General features: G+C 62.9%; 19 protein-coding genes. 7 read left to right on the forward strand and 12 right to left on the reverse strand.

What is annotated here, in order from left to right; translation table 11 throughout:
• Window positions 1–233: 233 nt before the first annotated feature.
• The 4 genes from Q4G24_RS12720 to rpiA form a co-directional block, all read right to left on the reverse strand.
• On the reverse strand, window positions 234–1,226 hold the full coding sequence (locus tag Q4G24_RS12720; protein ID WP_303366915.1) for an SPFH domain-containing protein: 993 nt from the start codon (window positions 1,224–1,226) through the stop codon (window positions 234–236).
• Window position 1,227: 1 nt separating this feature from the next.
• Window positions 1,228–2,415, reverse strand: coding sequence for an FtsH protease activity modulator HflK (gene hflK / locus Q4G24_RS12725; protein ID WP_303366916.1), 1,188 nt, complete (start codon window positions 2,413–2,415; stop codon window positions 1,228–1,230).
• 97 nt (window positions 2,416–2,512) lie between these two features.
• The gene (gene gorA, locus Q4G24_RS12730) at window positions 2,513–3,883 is read right to left on the reverse strand and encodes a glutathione-disulfide reductase (protein WP_303366917.1); all 1,371 of its coding nucleotides are present in this window, start codon (window positions 3,881–3,883) and stop codon (window positions 2,513–2,515) included.
• Window positions 3,880–4,605, reverse strand: a complete 726-nt coding sequence (rpiA, locus tag Q4G24_RS12735) for a ribose-5-phosphate isomerase RpiA (RefSeq protein WP_303366918.1) — start codon at window positions 4,603–4,605, stop codon at window positions 3,880–3,882. Before rpiA ends, gorA begins: the two co-directional genes overlap by 4 nt.
• Before the next feature lie 174 nt (window positions 4,606–4,779).
• Between rpiA and Q4G24_RS12740 the strand changes: the two genes are divergently transcribed.
• From Q4G24_RS12740 to Q4G24_RS12750, 3 genes are read left to right on the forward strand one after another with little or no spacing between them, the layout of a single operon-like run.
• Complete coding sequence (locus Q4G24_RS12740; RefSeq protein WP_303366919.1) at window positions 4,780–5,931, forward strand: bifunctional 2-C-methyl-D-erythritol 4-phosphate cytidylyltransferase/2-C-methyl-D-erythritol 2,4-cyclodiphosphate synthase; 1,152 nt, start codon at window positions 4,780–4,782, stop codon at window positions 5,929–5,931.
• Window positions 5,924–6,415, forward strand: coding sequence for a phosphatidylglycerophosphatase A (locus Q4G24_RS12745; protein ID WP_303366920.1), 492 nt, complete (start codon window positions 5,924–5,926; stop codon window positions 6,413–6,415). The genes Q4G24_RS12740 and Q4G24_RS12745 overlap by 8 nt, the downstream gene beginning before the upstream one ends.
• A complete protein-coding gene (locus tag Q4G24_RS12750) occupies window positions 6,412–6,879 on the forward strand; it encodes a CinA family protein (protein ID WP_303366921.1) in 468 nt (155 codons plus the stop codon). Before Q4G24_RS12745 ends, Q4G24_RS12750 begins: the two co-directional genes overlap by 4 nt.
• On the opposite strand, the gene Q4G24_RS12755 is transcribed toward Q4G24_RS12750, so the two are convergent.
• From Q4G24_RS12755 to Q4G24_RS12780, 6 genes are all read right to left on the reverse strand, one after another.
• Window positions 6,871–7,890 carry a low specificity L-threonine aldolase gene (locus Q4G24_RS12755; RefSeq protein WP_303366922.1) on the reverse strand — a complete coding sequence of 340 codons (1,020 nt, stop codon included), beginning with the start codon at window positions 7,888–7,890 and terminating at the stop codon, window positions 6,871–6,873. The genes Q4G24_RS12750 and Q4G24_RS12755 overlap by 9 nt on opposite strands.
• Complete coding sequence (locus Q4G24_RS12760; RefSeq protein ID WP_303366923.1) at window positions 7,887–8,327, reverse strand: YcgN family cysteine cluster protein; 441 nt, start codon at window positions 8,325–8,327, stop codon at window positions 7,887–7,889. Before Q4G24_RS12760 ends, Q4G24_RS12755 begins: the two co-directional genes overlap by 4 nt.
• Window positions 8,320–9,264 (reverse strand): bifunctional riboflavin kinase/FAD synthetase, encoded by a 945-nt coding sequence (locus tag Q4G24_RS12765; RefSeq protein ID WP_303366924.1) that lies wholly within the window; start codon window positions 9,262–9,264, stop codon window positions 8,320–8,322. The genes Q4G24_RS12760 and Q4G24_RS12765 overlap by 8 nt, the downstream gene beginning before the upstream one ends.
• Window positions 9,265–9,299: 35 nt before the next feature.
• On the reverse strand, window positions 9,300–9,743 hold the full coding sequence (locus Q4G24_RS12770) for a MaoC family dehydratase (protein ID WP_303366925.1): 444 nt from the start codon (window positions 9,741–9,743) through the stop codon (window positions 9,300–9,302).
• Window positions 9,744–9,842: 99 nt separating this feature from the next.
• Window positions 9,843–10,712 (reverse strand): TIGR01459 family HAD-type hydrolase, encoded by an 870-nt coding sequence (locus tag Q4G24_RS12775; protein WP_303366926.1) that lies wholly within the window; start codon window positions 10,710–10,712, stop codon window positions 9,843–9,845.
• 9 nt (window positions 10,713–10,721) lie between these two features.
• Complete coding sequence (locus tag Q4G24_RS12780) at window positions 10,722–11,639, reverse strand: manganese-dependent inorganic pyrophosphatase (protein WP_303366927.1); 918 nt, start codon at window positions 11,637–11,639, stop codon at window positions 10,722–10,724.
• A gap of 181 nt (window positions 11,640–11,820) precedes the next feature.
• Between Q4G24_RS12780 and Q4G24_RS12785 the strand changes: the two genes are divergently transcribed.
• Window positions 11,821–13,143 (forward strand): calcium-binding protein, encoded by a 1,323-nt coding sequence (locus tag Q4G24_RS12785; RefSeq protein WP_303366928.1) that lies wholly within the window; start codon window positions 11,821–11,823, stop codon window positions 13,141–13,143.
• Between the two features lie 32 nt (window positions 13,144–13,175).
• Here the strand turns inward: Q4G24_RS12785 and Q4G24_RS12790 are convergent, their stop codons facing one another.
• Both Q4G24_RS12790 and Q4G24_RS12795 read right to left on the reverse strand, forming a co-directional pair.
• The gene (locus tag Q4G24_RS12790) at window positions 13,176–13,838 is read right to left on the reverse strand and encodes a DUF1345 domain-containing protein (RefSeq protein WP_303366929.1); all 663 of its coding nucleotides are present in this window, start codon (window positions 13,836–13,838) and stop codon (window positions 13,176–13,178) included.
• The gene (locus Q4G24_RS12795) at window positions 13,828–14,847 is read right to left on the reverse strand and encodes a TraB/GumN family protein (protein WP_303366930.1); all 1,020 of its coding nucleotides are present in this window, start codon (window positions 14,845–14,847) and stop codon (window positions 13,828–13,830) included. The genes Q4G24_RS12790 and Q4G24_RS12795 overlap by 11 nt, the downstream gene beginning before the upstream one ends.
• A gap of 180 nt (window positions 14,848–15,027) precedes the next feature.
• Here Q4G24_RS12795 and groES point away from each other — a divergent pair, with 180 nt between their 5' ends.
• The 3 genes from groES to Q4G24_RS12810 all read left to right on the forward strand — a co-directional run bounded on the left by groES (window position 15,028) and on the right by Q4G24_RS12810 (window position 18,548).
• A complete protein-coding gene (groES, locus tag Q4G24_RS12800; protein WP_303366931.1) occupies window positions 15,028–15,315 on the forward strand; it encodes a co-chaperone GroES in 288 nt (95 codons plus the stop codon).
• Window positions 15,316–15,347: 32 nt separating this feature from the next.
• Entirely contained in the window at window positions 15,348–16,994 is a 1,647-nt protein-coding gene (groL, locus tag Q4G24_RS12805; RefSeq protein ID WP_303366932.1) for a chaperonin GroEL, read from the forward strand.
• 117 nt (window positions 16,995–17,111) lie between these two features.
• Window positions 17,112–18,548 carry a glucose/sorbosone family PQQ-dependent dehydrogenase gene (locus tag Q4G24_RS12810; protein WP_303366933.1) on the forward strand — a complete coding sequence of 479 codons (1,437 nt, stop codon included), beginning with the start codon at window positions 17,112–17,114 and terminating at the stop codon, window positions 18,546–18,548.
• Window positions 18,549–18,777: the final 229 nt, after the last annotated feature.

Genomic DNA, 18,777 nt, shown 5'->3' on the forward strand with positions numbered 1-18,777 from the left:
AAGCGCGTTCACTATGAACCGAATATAGATCAGCGTTGCAAGAAAACCACGCTCTCGGGCAATGAACTGATCGTGACTGGACGCAGTGGCGCAACGATCCCCGTTTCTGCCCTGATATTTCACAAAACTGCCCTTTCGAATCCTTTGTCCTGCCTGTCTGGCACAAAAAGGTTACGAAAACGCAAACGCCCGCCGAAAAATATCGGCGGGCGTTATGGTTTTTCAGGCTGCAATCAGGGTTGCGCGGTGCTGCCCGGCGCGGGGTCCGCAGCAGGCAGCGGCGTGGTGGAACCGGGTGCTGCTGCGCTGCCGTCGCTGGTCGCCGCAGGAACCGCCGGGCGCGGCGCATTGCCCATGCCATCGGCTTGCAGATAGTCGAAGAACTCACCATCCGGGCGCATCACCATCTGCGTGCCATCGCCCTGGAAAGCGCGCTCATAGCTGGTCATCGAGCGGGTAAAGGCAAAGAACTCGGGGTCGCGTCCAAAGGCTTCGGCATAGATCGCGTTGCGGCGGGCATCGGCCTCACCGCGCACGATCTCGGCCTGACGGCGCGCTTCCGAGGTCAGCTCGACCGCAGTCCGGTCGGCGGTCGCGCGGATACGCTGCGCGGCCTCGCCACCACGGGCGATTTCATCGGCGGCTTCGCGTTCCCGCTCGGCCTGCATCCGCTCGTAGGTGCGCTCAAGGTTCTGCTGCGGCAGGTCGGTGCGGGTCAGACGCACGTCGATCACCTCGACCCCAAGATCGGCAGCCTCGGCACGGGCGCGGTCGCGGATGCGGTTCATCAGCGGCGTGCGGTCGTCGGACAGAACGGCGGTCGATGGCACTTCACCCAGCACCGCCCGCGTCGCCGTGCCGACCCGCTGCGTCAGCAACGTGGTCGCCCGCGCGATCCCGCCCGGAGTCGTCGCCCGGCGGAACTGCACCGCATCGGTGATCCGCCAGCGAGCAAAGGCGTCCACCACGATCCGGCGGTCATCCGCAGGCGTAACCTCACCCAGATTGGCGGTCAGGCCAAGGATGCGGTCGTCGTATTTCTCGACCTGATCCAGAAACGGCAGCTTGAAATAGAGACCGGGATTTTCCTGCACGGCCACCACACGGCCCAGCCGCAGGACCAGCGCCTTTTGCCGCTCATCCACAATATAGATCGACAGCATCGCCAAAACGGCAGCGACGAACACCAGCGGCAGCAGAATATAGGTTGCGAAACGATTGCGCATCTTAGTTGCCTCCCGCAGCGTTGCCATTGGTCCCGCCCGAGCGCGAGCGCAGTTGATCCAGCGGCAGATACGGCACGACACCGCCATTATCAGCCCCTGTATCAAGGATCACCTTATCGACGCCCCCAAGGACTTTTTCCATGGTTTCCAGATACATACGCCGTCTCGTAACCTCGGGCGCCTTGACATACTCATCATAGACGCTGTTGAACCGCGCGGCCTCACCCTCGGCGCTGTTGACGGCCTGGGCGCGATACGCCTCGGCCTGTTCGACAAGCTGAGCCGCCTCCCCCCGCGCGCCGGCCAGCACACGGTTGGAATAGGCGTCAGCCTCATTGGTCAGGGTCTCGCGCTGCTGCTGCGCGGCCTGCACGGCGCGGAAGCTGTCGATCACCTCGGACGGCGGGTCGGCGCGGCCAAGGTTGACGTTCAACACCTGAATCCCCGACTGATAGGCATCCAGCGTGGCCTGCACGCTGTCCTGCAACTCATTCTGGATCGCGCCACGGTCACGGTTCAGGATCGGCGCCATCTCGGAACGGGCCACAATGTCGCGCATCGCGGATTCGGCCACGGCGCGGACGGTCTCTGCCGGATCAGCGAGGTTGAACAGATAGTTTTCAATATTCCCGATATTCCAGATGATCTGATATTCCATCTGCACGATGTTCTGGTCACGGGTCAGCATCAGCCCGGTATCCTCGGGACCGGCCCGGCCGGTGCCGATCTCGGTCACGCGCTGCTGCGTCACCTCCTCGACCTCATAGGTCACGAAAGGCCAGGGCGCGAAATGCGGGCCTTCGCCCTTGACGCCGATGGCGCGGCCGAACAGGAACTCGACGCTCTGCTGGTTGGTGGTCAACTGATAATAGCTGGTCCACCCCCAAAGCGCGATGGCACCAAGCGCCACCAGCCCCCATGTGCCGCGCGACATCTGCGGCGCACCGCCGCCGCGCTGCGGGCCACGCGGGCCGCCGCTGCCACCGCGACCGCCCATCAGCACCCGCAGGCGTTCCTGCCCCTTGCGCATCAGATCTTCGATTTCCGGCATTTGCTCGCCGCGCGGTCCTTGCGGGCGGCTGCGGTCATCACCGCCGGGCTGCTGACCCCAGGGGCGATTGCCGCCCTGCTGGTCCTTGCCCTTATCGTCATTGCCGCCGCTGCCACCCCAGGGGCCTTGATTAGCCATGTATCCGTGCCTCTTTGATAAGTCCTGTTGGAAACTGGGCAGGGACGCGCGAAAGTCAAGCCTTTCCGCCGCACTCCGCCCCGTCCTCGCCCGATTGTCAGGCCACCGGGCCAACCCGCCGCGACGGGTTCCGCATCGTCACCAGTTCCTCGGCCAGCGTCGGATGCACCGCACAAGTGGCGTCGAAATCCTCTTTCGTTGCGCCCATGCCAATGGCGATGGCGACCATCTGGATCATCTCGCCCGCCTCGGGGCCAAAGATGTGGCACCCCACAACCTTACGATCCGAGACCCGCACCAGCAGTTTCATCATCACCCGCGCTTCCGACCCGGCAAACATGGTCCGCATCGGACGGAAAACGGCCTCATACACATCGGTATCGCCAGCCTTGGCCGCCTGTTCTTCGGTCAGGCCGATGGTGCCTAACTCGAACGGGCGGGTATAGACGGCGCTGGCAATCAGGCTGTGGTCCATCTTGCGCGGGGTCGCGCCAAAGACCGTATCGGCAAAGGTATGGCCTTCGCGGATCGCCACCGGGGTCAGGTTCACGCGGTTGGTGACATCACCCACCGCATAGATCGAGGGGATATTCGTCTGTGACCATTCGTCCACCACGATTTCCCCGGCGCGACCCAGCGTCACACCGGCGTTTTCCAGCCCCAGCCCCTTGGTATAGGGGCTGCGCCCGGTGGCAAAGAACACCGCGTCATAATCTGCCGAGCCGCCATCCGCATCATGGGCACGGATGCCGTCAGCGGTCTTTTCCAGCCGGACGACGTTGTGATTGCAGCGCAGGTCAACGCCAATTTCCGCAATCTGCGCCGAGACCCGCTCGCGTCCGCCAAGGTCAAAGCCGCGCAGCAGCAAATCGCCGCGATAGGACAGCGTAACCTGACTGCCCAGCCCGTTCAGGATGGTGGCAAACTCACACGCGATGAAACCGCCGCCGACAATCAGCGTGCGGGCCGGAATTGCGTCCAGATCGAACAGATCATCCGAGATCAGCCCCAGCTCCTGCCCCTCGATTCCCGGCAGGCTGGGGCGACCACCAACGGCGATCAGGATATGTTTCGCCGTATGACGGCTGCCATCGGCCAGCGCGACCGTGTGGGCATCCACCACCGTCGCCCGCTGGTGGAACAGCTTGCCGCCCGCGGCTTCGAAATTGCGGGTATAGGCGCTTTCCAGACGGTCCAGCTCGCTATGCAACTTGGCGCGGAAGGTGGGCCAGTCGAACCGCCCGGCATCCGCTGACCAGCCATAGCCGCGGGCTTCTTCGACGGCCTCGGGGGCGCTGCCGGCAAAGATCATCAGTTTTTTCGGCACACAGCCACGAATGACGCAGGTGCCGCCCATGCGGCTTTCTTCGGCCAGCGCAACGCGGGCACCGTGCTGCGCAGCGATCCGGCCCGCACGCACCCCGCCCGAGCCGCCGCCGATCACGAAAAGGTCGAAATCAAAGCTCATGCTGCATCCTCTGCCATAAGTTCACTGACGGAACCGTCCTCATGCCCGATGATCGCCCGCTTGCACAGGCCAAGGAACAGCCCGTTCTCGACCACGCCGGGCAAGGCGTTTAACGCCTGCGCCAGCCGGGCGGGATCGTGGATTTCCTCCAGCGCCAGATCAAGGATCAGGTTGCCTTCGTCCGTCTGGAAGGGCAGGCCATCACGCTTGCGCAGGATCACCGGACGCTGCAGCATATCTTGATGTTCCAAGATGTTACGGATCAAAGTTTGCGTGGTTTCCCATCCAAACGGGATCACCTCGACCGGCAGATGGAACAGGCCCAGACGGTCCACCAGCTTGGATTGATCCGCGATCACCACCATCTGATCCGAGGCGCTGGCAACAATTTTTTCGCGCAGCAATGCACCGCCGCCGCCTTTAATCAGGTTCAGGTCCGGGTCGATCTCATCGGCCCCGTCGATGGTCAGATCCAGCCAGCCGATCTGGTCCAGCTCCTCGACCTGCATCCCAAGGTCGCGGGCCTGTTTCGCCGTCGCCTCTGACGTTGAGGCAAGACGCAGGGTCAGCCCCTCGGCCTCGACCCGCTCGGCCAGCCGCCGCACCAGCCATGCGGCGGTCGAACCGGTCCCAAGGCCAAGCCGCATCCCATCCTGCACCAGCCCCGCAGCGGCCCGCGCCGCTGCATCCTTAGCCATATCCTGAGGCGAAAGCCCGGTCATGTCGCACCCCCTGTCACATGCTCTGCCTGCATATAGACATGACGGGCCGGGAATGACAGGGGGCGCTTCGGGGTGCCTGACACCCAAGGAAGCACCCGGCTGCACCGCCGAATGGATATTTATGGACAAAAGATGGGGCTGGCCTTGGGCACGAGGCTGGCTTAGGCAAGGCGCATGAGTGATCTGGACGATTTTGGCGTGGTCATCACCGCTGCGGGCAAAGGGTTGCGTGCAGGCGGCGCGGTGGCAAAGCAATGGCAGGAACTGGGCGGCCAGCCGGTGTTGGCGCGCACGGTCGCGGCGTTCCGGGGTTTTGGGCATATCATCGTGGTGGTCGCGCCCGAGGATATGGCGCAGGCGGTGACGCTGTTTCAGGGCCGGGTAACGCTGGTCGCGGGTGGCGCAACACGATCAGCCAGCGTCGCCGCGGGCCTGCGGGCGCTGGCCGGGGCGGGTGGCGTCCGTTACGCCCTGATCCATGACGGGGCGCGGCCTTTGGTATCTGCGGCAGTCATCGGCGGTGTAGTGGATGCGCTGCGCGCTGGTGCAATGGCAGCCGCGCCGGGGTTGGCGGTTTCGGATGCGCTGTGGCGTGGAACGGCGCGGGTCGAGGGCTTTGCGGCACGGGACGGTCTGGTGCGGGCACAGACGCCGCAGGGCTTTGATCTGAGCGCGATTCTGGCCGCGCATGAGGCGTTCCCCGATGGTGCCGCCGATGATGTGGAACTGGCCCACCGTGCCGGAATGGTGGTGGAAATCACGCCGGGGTCCGAAGATAATCTGAAAATCACCTGGCCGGGCGATCTGGACCGCGCGGCCCGTATCCTGGAGGGCGCGATGGATATTCGCCTTGGCAATGGGTTCGACGTTCACGCCTTTGGGCCGGGCGATCATGTGGTGCTGTGCGGGATTCAGGTGCCGCATCGGCAGGGGCTGGCCGGTCATTCCGATGCCGATGTCGGGATGCACGCGCTGACCGATGCGATTTATGGTGCGCTGGCCGAAGGTGACATCGGCCGGCATTTCCCGCCCTCGGACATGCAATGGAAGGGTGCGGACAGCGCAGTTTTTCTGGATCATGCGGCAAAACTGGCCGCTGCACGCGGGTTCCGCATCAGCAATGCCGATGTGACGCTGATCTGCGAGCAGCCCAAGGTCGGGCCTCATGCGCTGGATATGGCGGCGCGGCTGGCGGAAATCATGGGGATTGATGCGGGCCGGGTCAGCGTCAAGGCGACGACCTCGGAACGGCTTGGCTTTACCGGGCGCGAGGAGGGCATCGCCGCTCTTGCGACCGTTACCCTGATCGGAGGCGCTCATGGATAAGCTGCTCGCAACATGGTTCGGCGTGGGCTGGCTGCGGCCCGCCTCTGGCACCTGGGGCTCTGCCGTGGCCGTCGCCATGGGTGTGGGCCTGCACATGATCGGGCATTTCTGGCTGTTGCTGGTCTCGACCGTCGCGGTGACGGTGGTGGGGTTTTGGGCGGTGCGTCGCTATACCGAAGGCATGGCCGACAAGGACCGCAGCGAGATCGTGATTGATGAGGTCGCGGGCCAGTGGATCGCGCTGTGCTTTCCGTCCTTTGGCTTTTGGCTGATGGGCCTGCCTGCCGACCGCTTCCCCTATCCCGGCTGGCTGGCGGCATTCCTCTTTTTCCGGCTGTTCGACATCTGGAAACCGTGGCTGGTGGGCCGGGCCGACCGGCGCAAAGATGCGGATGGGGTGATGATCGACGACCTTTGGGCCGGGCTGTTCGCGGGCCTGTCAACGATGGCTGCCGCCGCATTTTCGCATCTGGTGCTGATGTGAGCCTTGCCCCGCAGGTTCTGGAGGCCGCCCGCGCCCGTGGGGTGATGCTGGCGACGGCTGAAAGCTGCACCGGCGGGCTGATCGCCGGGGCGCTGACCGAGGTGCCGGGATCGTCCGATGTGATGGACCGGGGCTTTGTCACCTATTCCAACGCCGCCAAGGTCGAAATGCTGGGCATCCGCCCCGAAACCCTGACCGCCCATGGTGCTGTCAGCGAGGAAATCGCCGCAGAGATGGCCGGGGGCGCGCTGGCCCGGTCGCAAGCAGGATTCGCGGTGGCCGTAACAGGCATCGCCGGGCCGGGCGGGTCGGAACACAAACCCGAAGGCCGGGTCTGTTTCGGCCTTGCCAGCCCCACCGGGGTGCAAACAGAAACCGTCGAGTTCGGTGCCATCGGCCGGGCGCAGGTCCGCGCCGCCACGGTCGAACATGCCCTGCACCTGCTGCTGGCGGCGCTAGGCTAAGGCGTCCAGCAGGGCCGTAACCTCATCCTCGGTTGTGGCCCATGATGTCACCAGCCGGATGGTGCCATATTCGGCATTATCCCCCGGCGCGGGCCAATCAGCCGCCCGCAGCCCTTTGGCCCGCAAGGCACGGATCCTCAGGCGCGGCAGACGCAGGAACACTTCATTCGCCTCGACCGGGACGACCAGTTCGCCCGCTTTGGCCAGCCGCGCCGCCATGGCATTGGCATGGCCTGCCAGCCGCAGCCACAGATCATCATTCAGCCAGGCCAACGCCTGCGCCGCCAGAAAGCGGTGCTTGGACCACAGATGCCCTGCCCGCATCCGGCGAAAATCAAGGCCCTGCGCATGGTCGGGGTTGAAAAAGATCAGGGCTTCCAGCGCCATGCAACCGTTCTTGGTGCCGCCAAGACAGACCGCGTCCACGCCCGCCCGCCAGGTCATATCCGCCGGGCTGGCCCCGGTGGCCGCCAGCGCATTGGCCAACCGGGCGCCATCCATATGCACCCGCAGCCCGGCTTCGCGGGCAATGGCGGTCAGCGCCGCAACCTGCGCAGGCGTATAGACACCGCCCCATTCGGTTGCGTTGGTCAGCGACAGCACCGCGTTCAGCCCGTCATGCGCATCACCCTGCGGATAATCCGCCAGCCGCGCCCGCAAACCCTCTGGTGTGATCCGCCCGGCAGCCCCCGCAATCAGCGCCAGTTGTGCGCCGCCGGTAAAGAACCCCGGCGCACCAGCCTCGCTGGTCTCGATATGGGCACTTTCATGGCAGAAAATCCGCCCGTAAGGCGGGCAAAGCTGACCCAGCGCCAGCCCGTTCGCCCCAGTGCCGGTGCCGATCAGCACCACCCGCGCATCGGGCGCCTGAAACAACTCACGCAGCCGGTCCTCGGCCCGTTCGGTCAGCGGGTCGCCGCCATAGGACGGCAGATGCCCGCCATTCGCCGCCAGCATCGCCGCCATGATGTCGGGATGCACGCCGCTGGCATTATCAGACGCAAAGTTCATCGCTGGTCCTCGATCAGATAATCCTGCCAGTCTTCCTCGGGGATTTCGGCCTCGGACACCACACGCCCCGCCATCGACGCCCCCGCGCGATGGATGCTGTCAGGATCGCCGGTCAGCAGGTGGTGCCATTCTGGCAGCGGCCGCCCCGCTGCCCGCAGCCGATAGGCGCAGGTGCGGGGCAGCCAATAGCTGATTTCCGCCAGTTTCGCCGGGGTCAGGGTGATACATTCCGGCACATAGCGGTGCCGGTCGGCATAGGACGAACAGCGGCAGGTCGCCCCGTCCAGCAGGCGGCAGGCCACGCGGGTAAAGGCCAGCTCTCCGGTGTCCTCGAACTCCAGCTTGTTCAGGCAGCATTTGCCGCAGCCATCACACAGCGCCTCCCATTCCTCGCGGGTCAGCTTGTGCAGCGGCAGGGTCCAGAACTGGTCACGCATCCGGGTCGCCAAGCACGGCACGGGCCTCTGCGCTGTCACGGTCCATTTGCGCAATCAGCGCGGGCAGGCCGTCAAAACGCGCCTCGGGGCGCAGATACTCGACCAGAGCGACCGAAAGGTGCTGGCCGTAAAGATCACCGTTGAAATCAAAGATATGCGTCTCAAGATTCGGTGCATTCTCGCCAAACATCGGGCGCACGCCAAGACTGGCGACGCCGCGATAGGTGCCAACATCGGGGCCGGTCAGCACATCGACCAGCACCGCATAAACACCCAATTTCGGCAAGGTCAGCCCGTCCAGCCCCATATTCGCGGTCGGATAGCCAAGGCCCCGGCCACGCTTTTTGCCATGCAGCACCTCACCCTCGATCCGGTGCCAGTGACCAAGCATCCGTTCGGCATCGCGAGGCCGCCCCTCGGCCAGCGCGGCACGGATCGCGGTCGAGCTGAACTCGATCTCACCCTGACCGAGCAGCGGCAGCACCGTCACATCAAAGCCAAGCGTCGCGCCAAGGCTTTGCAGCATCGCCGCATCACCCGCGCGGACCTTGCCGAAACGGAAATCCGCGCCGACCGCGACATGGGCCACGCCAAGCCCGTCGCGCAGAACCTCATGCGCGAAAGCCTCGGGCGTCAACCCGGCCAGCGCCGCGGTAAAGGGCAGCTCGTAAAGCTGATCGACACCAAGCCGCGCAAGGCGGTTCGCACGCGCCTCGGGGTTCATCAGGCGGAAGGGCGGCGGGGTTTCCCCCCTGAGGCGGGCGAAATAGTCACGCGGATGAGGTTCAAACGTCACCACCCCAAGCGGCAGCCCGTCCTGGCGGGCCGCGTCGATCACCGCGCGATGGCCACGGTGAACACCGTCGAAATTGCCCATCGCAACGCTCGCACCGCGCGCGTCCAGGGGCAGCCCCTGCCAATGATGATGGATCTGCACCGCTGCGCCCCCCTGCCGGGGCCGCGCCCGGTCGGTCAGTCAAACTTGCGGCTTGGCGCCAGAACGACGGCCTCGCCTTTCAGAACGACCGTATCCCCCACAAGACAGCGGGTTGCAAGCGTCACGCGGCGCTTGGGATGGTCGATGGCATCGACCTTGACCTCGGCCCGGACGGTATCTCCGGGGCGGACCGGGGCCATGAACTTGAGCGTCTGCCCCAGATAGACGGTGCCATGGCCGGGCAGTTGTTCCCCGATCACCGCCGAAATCAGCCCGGCGGTCAGCATCCCATGCGCGATACGCCCTTGAAACATGGTATCCTGCGCATAGGCTTCATCCAGATGCACCGGGTTATGGTCGGTCGAGACCTCGGCAAACAGCTCGATGTCGCGGTCCGTCACCTGCTTGGTCAGGTGCCGGGTCATGCCAATTTCCAGATCTTCGATCACGATTGTTCCGCGCGGAAAATTGTCCAGCATCATTGCACCCTCTCCCCTGCCATGCTGCATAGCAGCAAGACAGAGGCCGGGCAAGAAAATAACCGGACAATTTACAAAACGGTCATATTGTTGCGCACATCAGCGCAGGCGGCCCATCACCCAGGTTGGGTTCAACTGATGAATCCGCAGGAACTCGGCCAGTTTGACCTCGGAAGGGTTTTCAACATCCGCCCCCATCTGCGCGGCGGCCAGACCGCCGGTGATGAACAACGAATCAATCCCTTCGGATGCGGCACCGGCCACATCCGTATTGATCCCGTCGCCAATAGCCAGAATCCGCGCCCCTTCCGGCGCGTCGATGCGGCGGCGGGCAAGGTCATAGATCGGCGGGTGCGGCTTGCCGAAATACAGCGAGGTGCCGCCAATATCCTCATAGAGTGCAGCCAGCGCCCCGGCGCAATAGATCCGATGTTCGCCCATATCCACGACAATATCGGGGTTCGCGCAGAGCAGCTTCATCCCGCGTTCGCGGGCCAGCATCAGCCGGGCGCGGTAATCGTCGGGGGTCTCGGTATCCTCATGGAAGGGGCCGGTGCAGATGATGCCCTCGGCCTCCTCGAAACTGACCCGCTCAATATCGGCCTGCCCCTGCCATTCGGCGGGAATATCGGTGAAAAAGCCGTCGTCCTTTTCCGGGCCAAGGTGCCAGACACGGCGACCGACGGCACCCGCAAACATCGCATCCTGCGCCGCGTCGCCGGAACTGACCACCGCATCCCACGCATCGCGCGGCACGCCCATACGGTCCAGCGATTCGATCACAAAACGCGAGGGCCGCGGCGCATTGGTCAGCAACACCACCTGCCCGCCCCCCTGCCGAAAGCCTTGCAGCGCGGCGACGGCGGCAGGGTAAGGCTGCCGGCCATTGTGCAGGCAGCCCCAGAGGTCACAAAACAGGATGTCATAATCCGGCCCGATCTCGGCCAGGTTTCCGATGATGCGGGCCATCTTTTGTCCTTACACAGCCAGTTGCGGAATGATCTGCTTTTTCCGGCTGACGATCCCCGGCAGCACCACGGTATCACCCGTCACCGGCACGCCAAAGGACTTGGTTGCCACACCCGCAACCCAGGTATTCGGCACCAGCAGGGTGGCTTCTTCTTTCAGGATGTCCACGATGAACAGCAGAACCTCATCCGCGCCATCGGCGGCGGCGACGGCGGGCATAGCGGCCAGCAGCGAATCCTTGCGGTCCAGCAGAACCTGCGGCGCGGTGGTTTCCAGAACCGAGATGCGCAGTTGCTTGCCGCCCAGCTCGTATTCCTTGCTGTCCATGCGCAGCAGCGCATCATCGGCAAAGGCCGAAACATCGGATTTCGCGGCGAACATTTCAGCCGCATAGGCCGGGATCGAAACCCCAAGATCCGCCGCCAGCTTTTCCGCCACGGCACGGTCATGCGGGGTGGTGGTCGGGCTGCGGAACTCCAGCGTGTCGGACAGGATGCAGGTCAGGATCGCGCCCTTGATCGCCTTGGGTGCCCGGTCCAGATCCGCGCCGATCAGGTCATGCAGGATGGTCGCGGTGCAAGCCAGCGGACGAATGGTAATATTGATCGGCTGGCGGGTCTTGATGCCACCGGCCAGCATGTGATGGTCGATGATCTCAATGACCTCTGCCTCATTGATCGAGGCGGGCAGCTCGCCGGGGTTGTTGGTGTCCACGATCACGACCTGATCGCCTGCGGCCACGTCGGTGATGATCTCGGGCTTGTCCAGCCCCCAATGCGCCAGCATCCAGTTGGCTTCGGTGTTCGGCTCGCCCAGCAGAACCGCTTTGGCGGGCTGCTTGCGCACCTCGGACAGATACCAGGCCCAGATAATGGGCGAGCCGGTCGAGTCCGTGTCGGGGGATTTATGGCCAAAAACCTGGATCATGGGAGGCACCTTTGCGCAAAAGAGACGATTTGCGCCGCATCTAGCGCGGATGCGGGCAAAAGTCCACCGCAGAGGCGTGCGCAGAGAGATGTGAATACAGACCATCGTTTCGCTTGACAGACAGGCGGGTCACGGCTCCTAACTGATTGAAGCAAAACATCCCACAATCAGGAAACACGATATGGCAAAGGCTGACATCAACACCCCCGGCGCGCTCTTTCTGCGCGAAGGCGACGAATGGGTCGTCAGGACATCCGTCCAGATGACCACAAGCCCGGACGATCAGATCCCGAGAACACTTGAGCCACTTTCGGTCAGCTATAATCTTGAATACGGCACCAGCGGCCAGAAAGAAATCGGGATGGGCTGGCAAACCAGCACCAAGATCGAACAATGGCAGTATGTAATTTTTACTTTAACCTATGCAGATGAAATCACGTTATACGCCGTTGATGACGGTATTCTGGAGGATACCGAAATCGCTTGGTTTACCGTATCCCTGCGCAAAGATCACACTTTCAACGATGGCAATGTCGATAAGCGCATCGAGGTTCATATTCTTGACAGCAGCAATAACAAGACAATCGGAACCGAGGGCAATGACACTCTGAACGGCACCGCCGGGGATGATGTCCTGAGGGGCGGCGCGGGTGATGATCGTTATTATGTCAGCCTTGGCGATCGGATCATTGAAAATGCGAATGAAGGGATCGACACGGCTTTCAGTAATTACGACTGGACGCTGGAACGCAATGTCGAAAATCTGGTTCTGGTCGGCAGCGATGATCTGAAGGGCACTGGCAATGCCCTGAATAACGAAATAACCGGAAACGCCGGAAACAACTTGCTGAATGGTTTTACCGGTGCCGACACCATGGCAGGGGGTGCAGGCAATGACACCTATGTTGTCGATAATACCGGCGACCGTGTTATCGAGCTTGCGGGCGAAGGGATCGACACGGTTCGGGACTCGATTGATTATCGCCTGACCCAGAATGTCGAAAACCTGATCCTGACCGGCACGGCAACGGTCGGCACCGGCAACAGCTATGACAACCGGCTGAATGGAAATGCAGCGGATAATATCCTGTCGGGGCTGGTTGGGAATGATACGATCCACGGCGGCGCGGGCAACGACAGCCTGACCGGCGGTGCCGGGGCGGATCGGCTGACCGGCGGCGCGGGCGCTGATGTGTTCATTTTCGAAAAGCTCAGCGATTCCGGCGTGACTGCCACCACACGCGACACGATCCGCGATTTCAACCGGGCAGAGGGCGATAAAATCGACCTGTCACAACTGGATGCGGACAGCCTGACCGATGGAGTTCAGGCGTTTAGCTTTATCGGCAGCGATGATTTTTCGGGAACGGCGGGCGAATTGCGCTTTACCCAAGGCCGGACCATCACCGTTGTCGAAGCCGATGTGGACGGCGACGGCGTGGTTGACTTCTCGGTTCAGGTGAACGGCAGCCTGACCCTGATCGAAACCGATTTCCTGCTGTAATCCCGAACGGCCTGCCCCCCAAGGGCAGGCCCCTACCCCGCCAGCGCCCCGGCGGCGGATACCGCCAGCGCCACCAGCACGGTATTATAGAAAAACGCCAGCACCGAATGGATCAGCGTCACCCGACGCAGGCGCGTGCTATTCACGGTAACATCCGCAGTTTGCGCGGTCATGCCGATGGTAAAGCTGTAATACAGAAAATCCCATATCCCCGGCTGCAACCCGGCCTGCTGGAAATCCAGCCCGCGCGCAGGTTCATCGCCTTCGCCGCGCCCATACCAGATGCTTGCGTAATGCAGCGCCATCACCGTATGCAGCATCGCCCAGCCCAAAGGCACCGAAGCCAGCGCCAGCCAAGGCCGAAGCCACAGCCCCGGATGCGGGTCGGTGATCGTTGAAATGATGGCAAAAACGCTGGTCCCAATCGCGCCAAGCGCCAGCAGGATGATGACGGCAATGCCCTCGTCCTGATCCTGCGCGCTACGGCGCAGGACGGCAGGGCTTTCGCGGCGCATCAGCAGGGCGGCAGCGGCCAGAAAACTGGCAAAGAACAGATCCGCCCCGATCAGCAGCCGGTCGGTCAGCGGCCAGAACGGCGTCAGCGCAATGGCCACCAGCCCGACGCCCAAAGCGCCAAGGAAACGGACATGGCGCAGCACATCGCGCCACCACGGCTTGTCCAGATCAGCGGGCAAGTTCGCTGACCACCCAGCCATTTTCCGCCAGAAGGTTCAGCACCCCGCCTTCCCCCGGCAAGTGCAGCGCACCAAAGGCGGCGAAAACCGGCTTGCCGCGCGTAGCCGCGTCAGCAGCGGCAGCCTCCAGCGGGGCGATCCATGACGCGTTGCGGCGGTCGATCAGCCGGTCCTGCGCCAGCGCGATCTGTTCGTCCGCCTGTTCGCGGGTCAGGCTGTCGTCTTCGTAGGCCATGTCCAGCCCGTATTGCCAGATCAGCCAAGTGTCGCCGTTGAAATAGGAATTGCCCAGCGTCACCCCGTAATCATCGGCATCTTTGGCCGTGACCATCGCCATTTGCAGCATGTCCTGTTCCTGCTCGGTCGTCATGCCGTCAAAAATGCTGAACAGGGTATTCCACGGCTCCAGCGAATGAACCGGCAGGTCGATGGCCCTGGCGCTGGCCTCGATCAGCCCGTCCAGCCCCTTATCCGCACCTTCGGCCTGAATCTGCTGCATCGCGCAGGGCGAGACCCCCAGCATGACCGACACATACCACGGTCGCATTTTCGAGATCAGGAACGGCGGCATCCCGCGCTCACTCATCGCTTGCGACAGATCGGCCCACAGCGGCGCAGGCAGCCGTTCCGGCAGCGTCGGGCCGTCCATCTCCATTATCAGCGCCGGGTTTCGGGCCATTTCCGTCTGCAACTGCGCCTGCGCATCCGTATTCGCCTCGACATAGACGGCATCGGCCCGCTCGATCTCGGGCAACAGCCGGTCCAGAAGGGCCTGATGGCGCGGGTCGGGAAAATGGTAGGTGCCGGCCATGACGATGCGGGCATCGCCCTTTTCCGCCTGCCAGATCAGCCCGCGATGAAACGGCACCTGCGCCGTGCGGGCGTGCAGATCGGCCCGCGCCTCGGGCGGCATGGCGGCAATCAGGTCGGTGCCATGGCAAACCGTCTGCGCCTGCGCAGGCAGCACCCCGGCAAGAGCAAAAGCAAAGGCTGAAATCAGGCGCTTCATTGGCATATCCCCGGCTGGTCCGCCCGCAGCCTGCCACAGCCCGCCGCCATAATCCAGCGGGTGAAAAATCCCCTGCCGGGCGTTGACAGCCCCTTATGCGCCGCCTATCTCAGCGGCATTGGCACTCACCTGACCCGAGTGCCAACAGACACTGCAACCTGAAACACCGGAGTGTTCACAATGGCATTCAAACCGCTGCACGACCGCGTTCTGGTCCGTCGCGTCGAATCCGACGAAAAGACCAAGGGCGGCCTGATTATCCCCGATTCCGCCAAGGAAAAGCCCGCTGAAGGCGAAGTCATCGCCGTTGGCGAAGGCGCCCGCAAGGATTCGGGCGAGCTGATCGCCCCCGCCGTCAAAGCAGGCGACCGGGTGCTGTTCGGCAAATGGTCCGGCACCGAAGTCACTGTTGATGGCGAAGAACTGCTCATCATGAAGGAAAGCGACATCATGGGCATTCTGGCCTGATCGCGTCCAAGACTTAATTTCAGGAGATTCAAATGGCTGGTAAAGAAGTCAAATTCGGGACTGACGCCCGCGACCGGATGCTGAAAGGCGTCAACATTCTTGCGGATGCGGTGAAAGTCACCCTCGGCCCGAAAGGCCGCAACGTCGTGATCGACAAATCCTTCGGCGCCCCGCGCATCACCAAGGACGGTGTGTCGGTTGCCAAGGAAATCGAGCTGACCGACAAGTTCGAAAACATGGGCGCGCAGATGGTCCGCGAAGTTGCCTCGCGCACCAATGACGAGGCTGGCGACGGCACCACCACCGCCACCGTGCTGGCTCAGGCCATCATCAAAGAAGGTCTGAAATCGGTTGCCGCCGGTCTGAACCCGATGGACCTCAAGCGCGGCATCGACCTGGCCACCGCCAAGGTCGTGGACGCGATCAAATCGGCCTCGCGCCCGGTCAACGACAGCGACGAAGTTGCGCAGGTCGGCACCATCTCGGCGAACGGCGAAGCCTCGATCGGCCGCCAGATCGCTGACGCCATGCAGAAAGTCGGCAACGAGGGTGTCATCACCGTCGAAGAAAACAAAGGCATGGAAACCGAAGTCGAAGTCGTCGAAGGGATGCAGTTCGACCGCGGCTACCTGTCGCCTTACTTCGTCACCAACCCGGACAAGATGATTGCCGAGCTGGAAGACGCCTATATCCTGCTGCACGAGAAGAAACTGTCCTCACTGCAACCGATGGTGCCGCTGCTGGAAGCCGTGATCCAGTCGGGCAAGCCGCTGCTGATTATCGCTGAGGATGTCGAGGGCGAGGCTCTGGCCACGCTGGTCGTCAACAAGCTGCGCGGCGGTCTGAAAATCGCTGCCGTCAAAGCCCCCGGCTTTGGTGATCGCCGCAAGGCCATGCTGCAAGACATCGCCATCCTCACCGGCGGTCAGGTCATCAGCGAAGACCTCGGCATGAAGCTGGAAAGCGTCACTGTTGACATGCTTGGCACCGCCAAGAAAATCTCGATCAACAAGGACAACACCACCATCGTGGACGGTGCTGGCGAGAAAGCCGAGATCGAAGCCCGCGTGGCCCAGATCCGTCAGCAGATCGAGGAAACCACCAGCGACTACGACAAGGAAAAGCTGCAAGAGCGCGTGGCCAAACTGGCTGGCGGTGTTGCCGTGATCCGCGTCGGCGGCATGACCGAAGTCGAAGTGAAAGAGCGTAAAGACCGCGTGGACGACGCACTGAACGCGACCCGTGCAGCCGTTCAGGAAGGCGTTGTCGTCGGCGGCGGCGTTGCTCTGGTTCAGGGCGGCAAGGCTCTGGAAGGTCTGACCGGCCAGAACAGCGACCAGGATGCGGGCATCGCCATCGTGCGCCGCGCGCTTGAGGCTCCGATGCGCCAGATCGCGGAAAACGCGGGTGTTGACGGTGCGGTTGTTGCGGGCAAAGTCCGCGAATCGACCGACAAGGCGTTCGGCTTCAACGCGCAGACCGAAGAATATGGCGACATGTTCAAGTTTGGCGTCATCGACCCGGCCAAAGTCGTGCGCACCGCGCTGGAAGACGCAGCCTCGGTTGCTGGTCTGCTGATCACCACCGAAGCCATGATCGCTGAAAAGCCGGAACCCAAGGGTGCCGCTGGCGGTATGCCCGACATGGGCGGCATGGGTGGCATGGGCGGCATGATGTAATCAGCCTTACCTTTGGCACAGGAAAACCCGCCCCTTCCGGGCGGGTTTTTCATTTCTACGGAACCCGATGCGTCACGGGTGGTTAGTCCTGACATTCCCCTTTCAAGGATCAGACTGATGCAAACCAGAATCTCGATGCTGGCCCTGACCGCCGCAATCACCCTTGCCCTGCCGGTCAGCGCACAGATGGCCCCCGACAGTGTGCAGGCTGGTGACGAGGCGGGCTTCACCATGACCTCGCTGGCCGAGGGGCTGGACAACCCGTTCGAGATCACGCTTGGCCCCAATGGCTGGCTCTGGGTGACCGAACGCACCGGCAAGCGTATCACCCGCGTGAATACGGCTGACGGCACGGTGACACCGGTTCTGACGATCGAAGATGCCGTCGCGGGCGAGGATTACGGTCAGGCCGGTGTGCTTGGGCTGGCGCTGCACCCGGATTTCGGCAAAGGGACGGATCAGGTTTTCGTCGCCTACAGCTATAACGACCCGACCCGCACCGATCTGACGGTGCCGGAGGCCGACGACCCGTTCCGGCACGTATTCCTGAAAATCGCCCGCTATGACTGGGATGGGACCACGCTATCAAACCCGCAAATCCTGATCGACGGCCTGCCCGCCAACAGCGACCACGTTGCCGGACGGCTGAAGTTCGGCCCGCAGGGCAAGCTGTTCCTGACCCTTGGCGATCAGGGCCACAACCAGCTTGCCATGGCCTGCCGCAAGAACGAGGCGCAGCGCCTGCCCTCGGCCTCGGAAATCGCGGTCGCGGATTACGCGGCCTATGTCGGCAAAACCCTGCGCCTGAATGCCGATGGCTCGATCCCCGAGGACAACCCCACGCTGGGCGGCGTGCAAAGCCATGTCTATACCTACGGCCACCGCAACCCGCAGGGCATTGATTTCGCCCCCGACGGCCGCATCTATTCGTCAGAGCAAGGCCCGAAAACCGATGACGAGCTGAACCTGCTGCGCGCAGGCGGCAATTACGGCTGGCCCGATGTGGCGGGCTTGCAGGACGACAAGGCCTATGTCTGGGCAAGCTGGGCCAATGCCAGCACCCCCTGCGCGGATCTGACCTTCTCGGATCTGGAAATCCCTGATGCGGTGCCGCAGGTCGCGGAAACGGCTTTCCCGACCCCGGAAAATTATCACGATCCGATTGCGACCATGTTTACTGTGGGCAATGATTACAACTTCTCGAACCCCGATTGCGGCGGCATGGATTACATCTGCTGGCCGACCATCGCCCCGGCATCGGTGCAGGTCTATGCCGGTGATGCGATCCCGCAATTCGCAAACAGCCTGCTGATCCCGGCGCTGAAGCGCGGCTCGCTTTATGTGATCCCGCTGGATGGCAACGGCGGCGTAACCGAGCCGTTCCACCGCTATTTCCACAGCGACAACCGCCTGCGCGATACCGAGATTTCGCCCGATGGAAAGACCATCTGGATTGCCACCGACAGTCAGGGCAATTTCGAAGCCACCGATGGCACGGTCAAGAATACCCCTGCCAATCCGGGCGCAATCCTGACCTATACTTACGGCCAGTAACGGCACCCGATAATGATGCGGCCCCGGAAGCTCGGGGCCGTTAGCGGTTTCTTAGCCTTTTTGCGTCATGCTGACCCCGAATCATATGGGGCGGGCATGATACTGCTGCTGATCTTGCTGATGACGGGGCTATTATGGGCCAACGGGTGTGGCCTCTGCGCCCTTGCGCGGGGGTTTCACACCCCCGCACCCCCGTGGGATATTTGGATGAAGAAGAAGCCCAGTCTTT

This window comes from Paracoccus sp. (in: a-proteobacteria) (assembly GCF_030538695.1).
In the GTDB taxonomy this organism is placed as follows: Bacteria; Pseudomonadota; Alphaproteobacteria; order Rhodobacterales; family Rhodobacteraceae; genus Paracoccus.

Coding starts and splice junctions, on each gene's coding strand:
- Q4G24_RS12745 (WP_303366920.1), top strand. CDS start 5,924: ATGGATAAGCTGCTCGCAACATGGTTCGGCGTGGGCTGGCTGCGGCCC.
- Q4G24_RS12740 (WP_303366919.1), top strand. CDS start 4,780: ATGAGTGATCTGGACGATTTTGGCGTGGTCATCACCGCTGCGGGCAAA.
- rpiA (WP_303366918.1), bottom strand. CDS start 4,605: ATGACCGGGCTTTCGCCTCAGGATATGGCTAAGGATGCAGCGGCGCGG.
- groL (WP_303366932.1), top strand. CDS start 15,348: ATGGCTGGTAAAGAAGTCAAATTCGGGACTGACGCCCGCGACCGGATG.
- Q4G24_RS12775 (WP_303366926.1), bottom strand. CDS start 10,712: ATGGCCCGCATCATCGGAAACCTGGCCGAGATCGGGCCGGATTATGAC.
- Q4G24_RS12810 (WP_303366933.1), top strand. CDS start 17,112: ATGCAAACCAGAATCTCGATGCTGGCCCTGACCGCCGCAATCACCCTT.
- gorA (WP_303366917.1), bottom strand. CDS start 3,883: ATGAGCTTTGATTTCGACCTTTTCGTGATCGGCGGCGGCTCGGGCGGG.
- Q4G24_RS12785 (WP_303366928.1), top strand. CDS start 11,821: ATGGCAAAGGCTGACATCAACACCCCCGGCGCGCTCTTTCTGCGCGAA.
- hflK (WP_303366916.1), bottom strand. CDS start 2,415: ATGGCTAATCAAGGCCCCTGGGGTGGCAGCGGCGGCAATGACGATAAG.
- groES (WP_303366931.1), top strand. CDS start 15,028: ATGGCATTCAAACCGCTGCACGACCGCGTTCTGGTCCGTCGCGTCGAA.
- Q4G24_RS12795 (WP_303366930.1), bottom strand. CDS start 14,847: ATGAAGCGCCTGATTTCAGCCTTTGCTTTTGCTCTTGCCGGGGTGCTG.
- Q4G24_RS12720 (WP_303366915.1), bottom strand. CDS start 1,226: ATGCGCAATCGTTTCGCAACCTATATTCTGCTGCCGCTGGTGTTCGTC.
- Q4G24_RS12755 (WP_303366922.1), bottom strand. CDS start 7,890: ATGAACTTTGCGTCTGATAATGCCAGCGGCGTGCATCCCGACATCATG.
- Q4G24_RS12780 (WP_303366927.1), bottom strand. CDS start 11,639: ATGATCCAGGTTTTTGGCCATAAATCCCCCGACACGGACTCGACCGGC.
- Q4G24_RS12770 (WP_303366925.1), bottom strand. CDS start 9,743: ATGCTGGACAATTTTCCGCGCGGAACAATCGTGATCGAAGATCTGGAA.
- Q4G24_RS12760 (WP_303366923.1), bottom strand. CDS start 8,327: ATGCGTGACCAGTTCTGGACCCTGCCGCTGCACAAGCTGACCCGCGAG.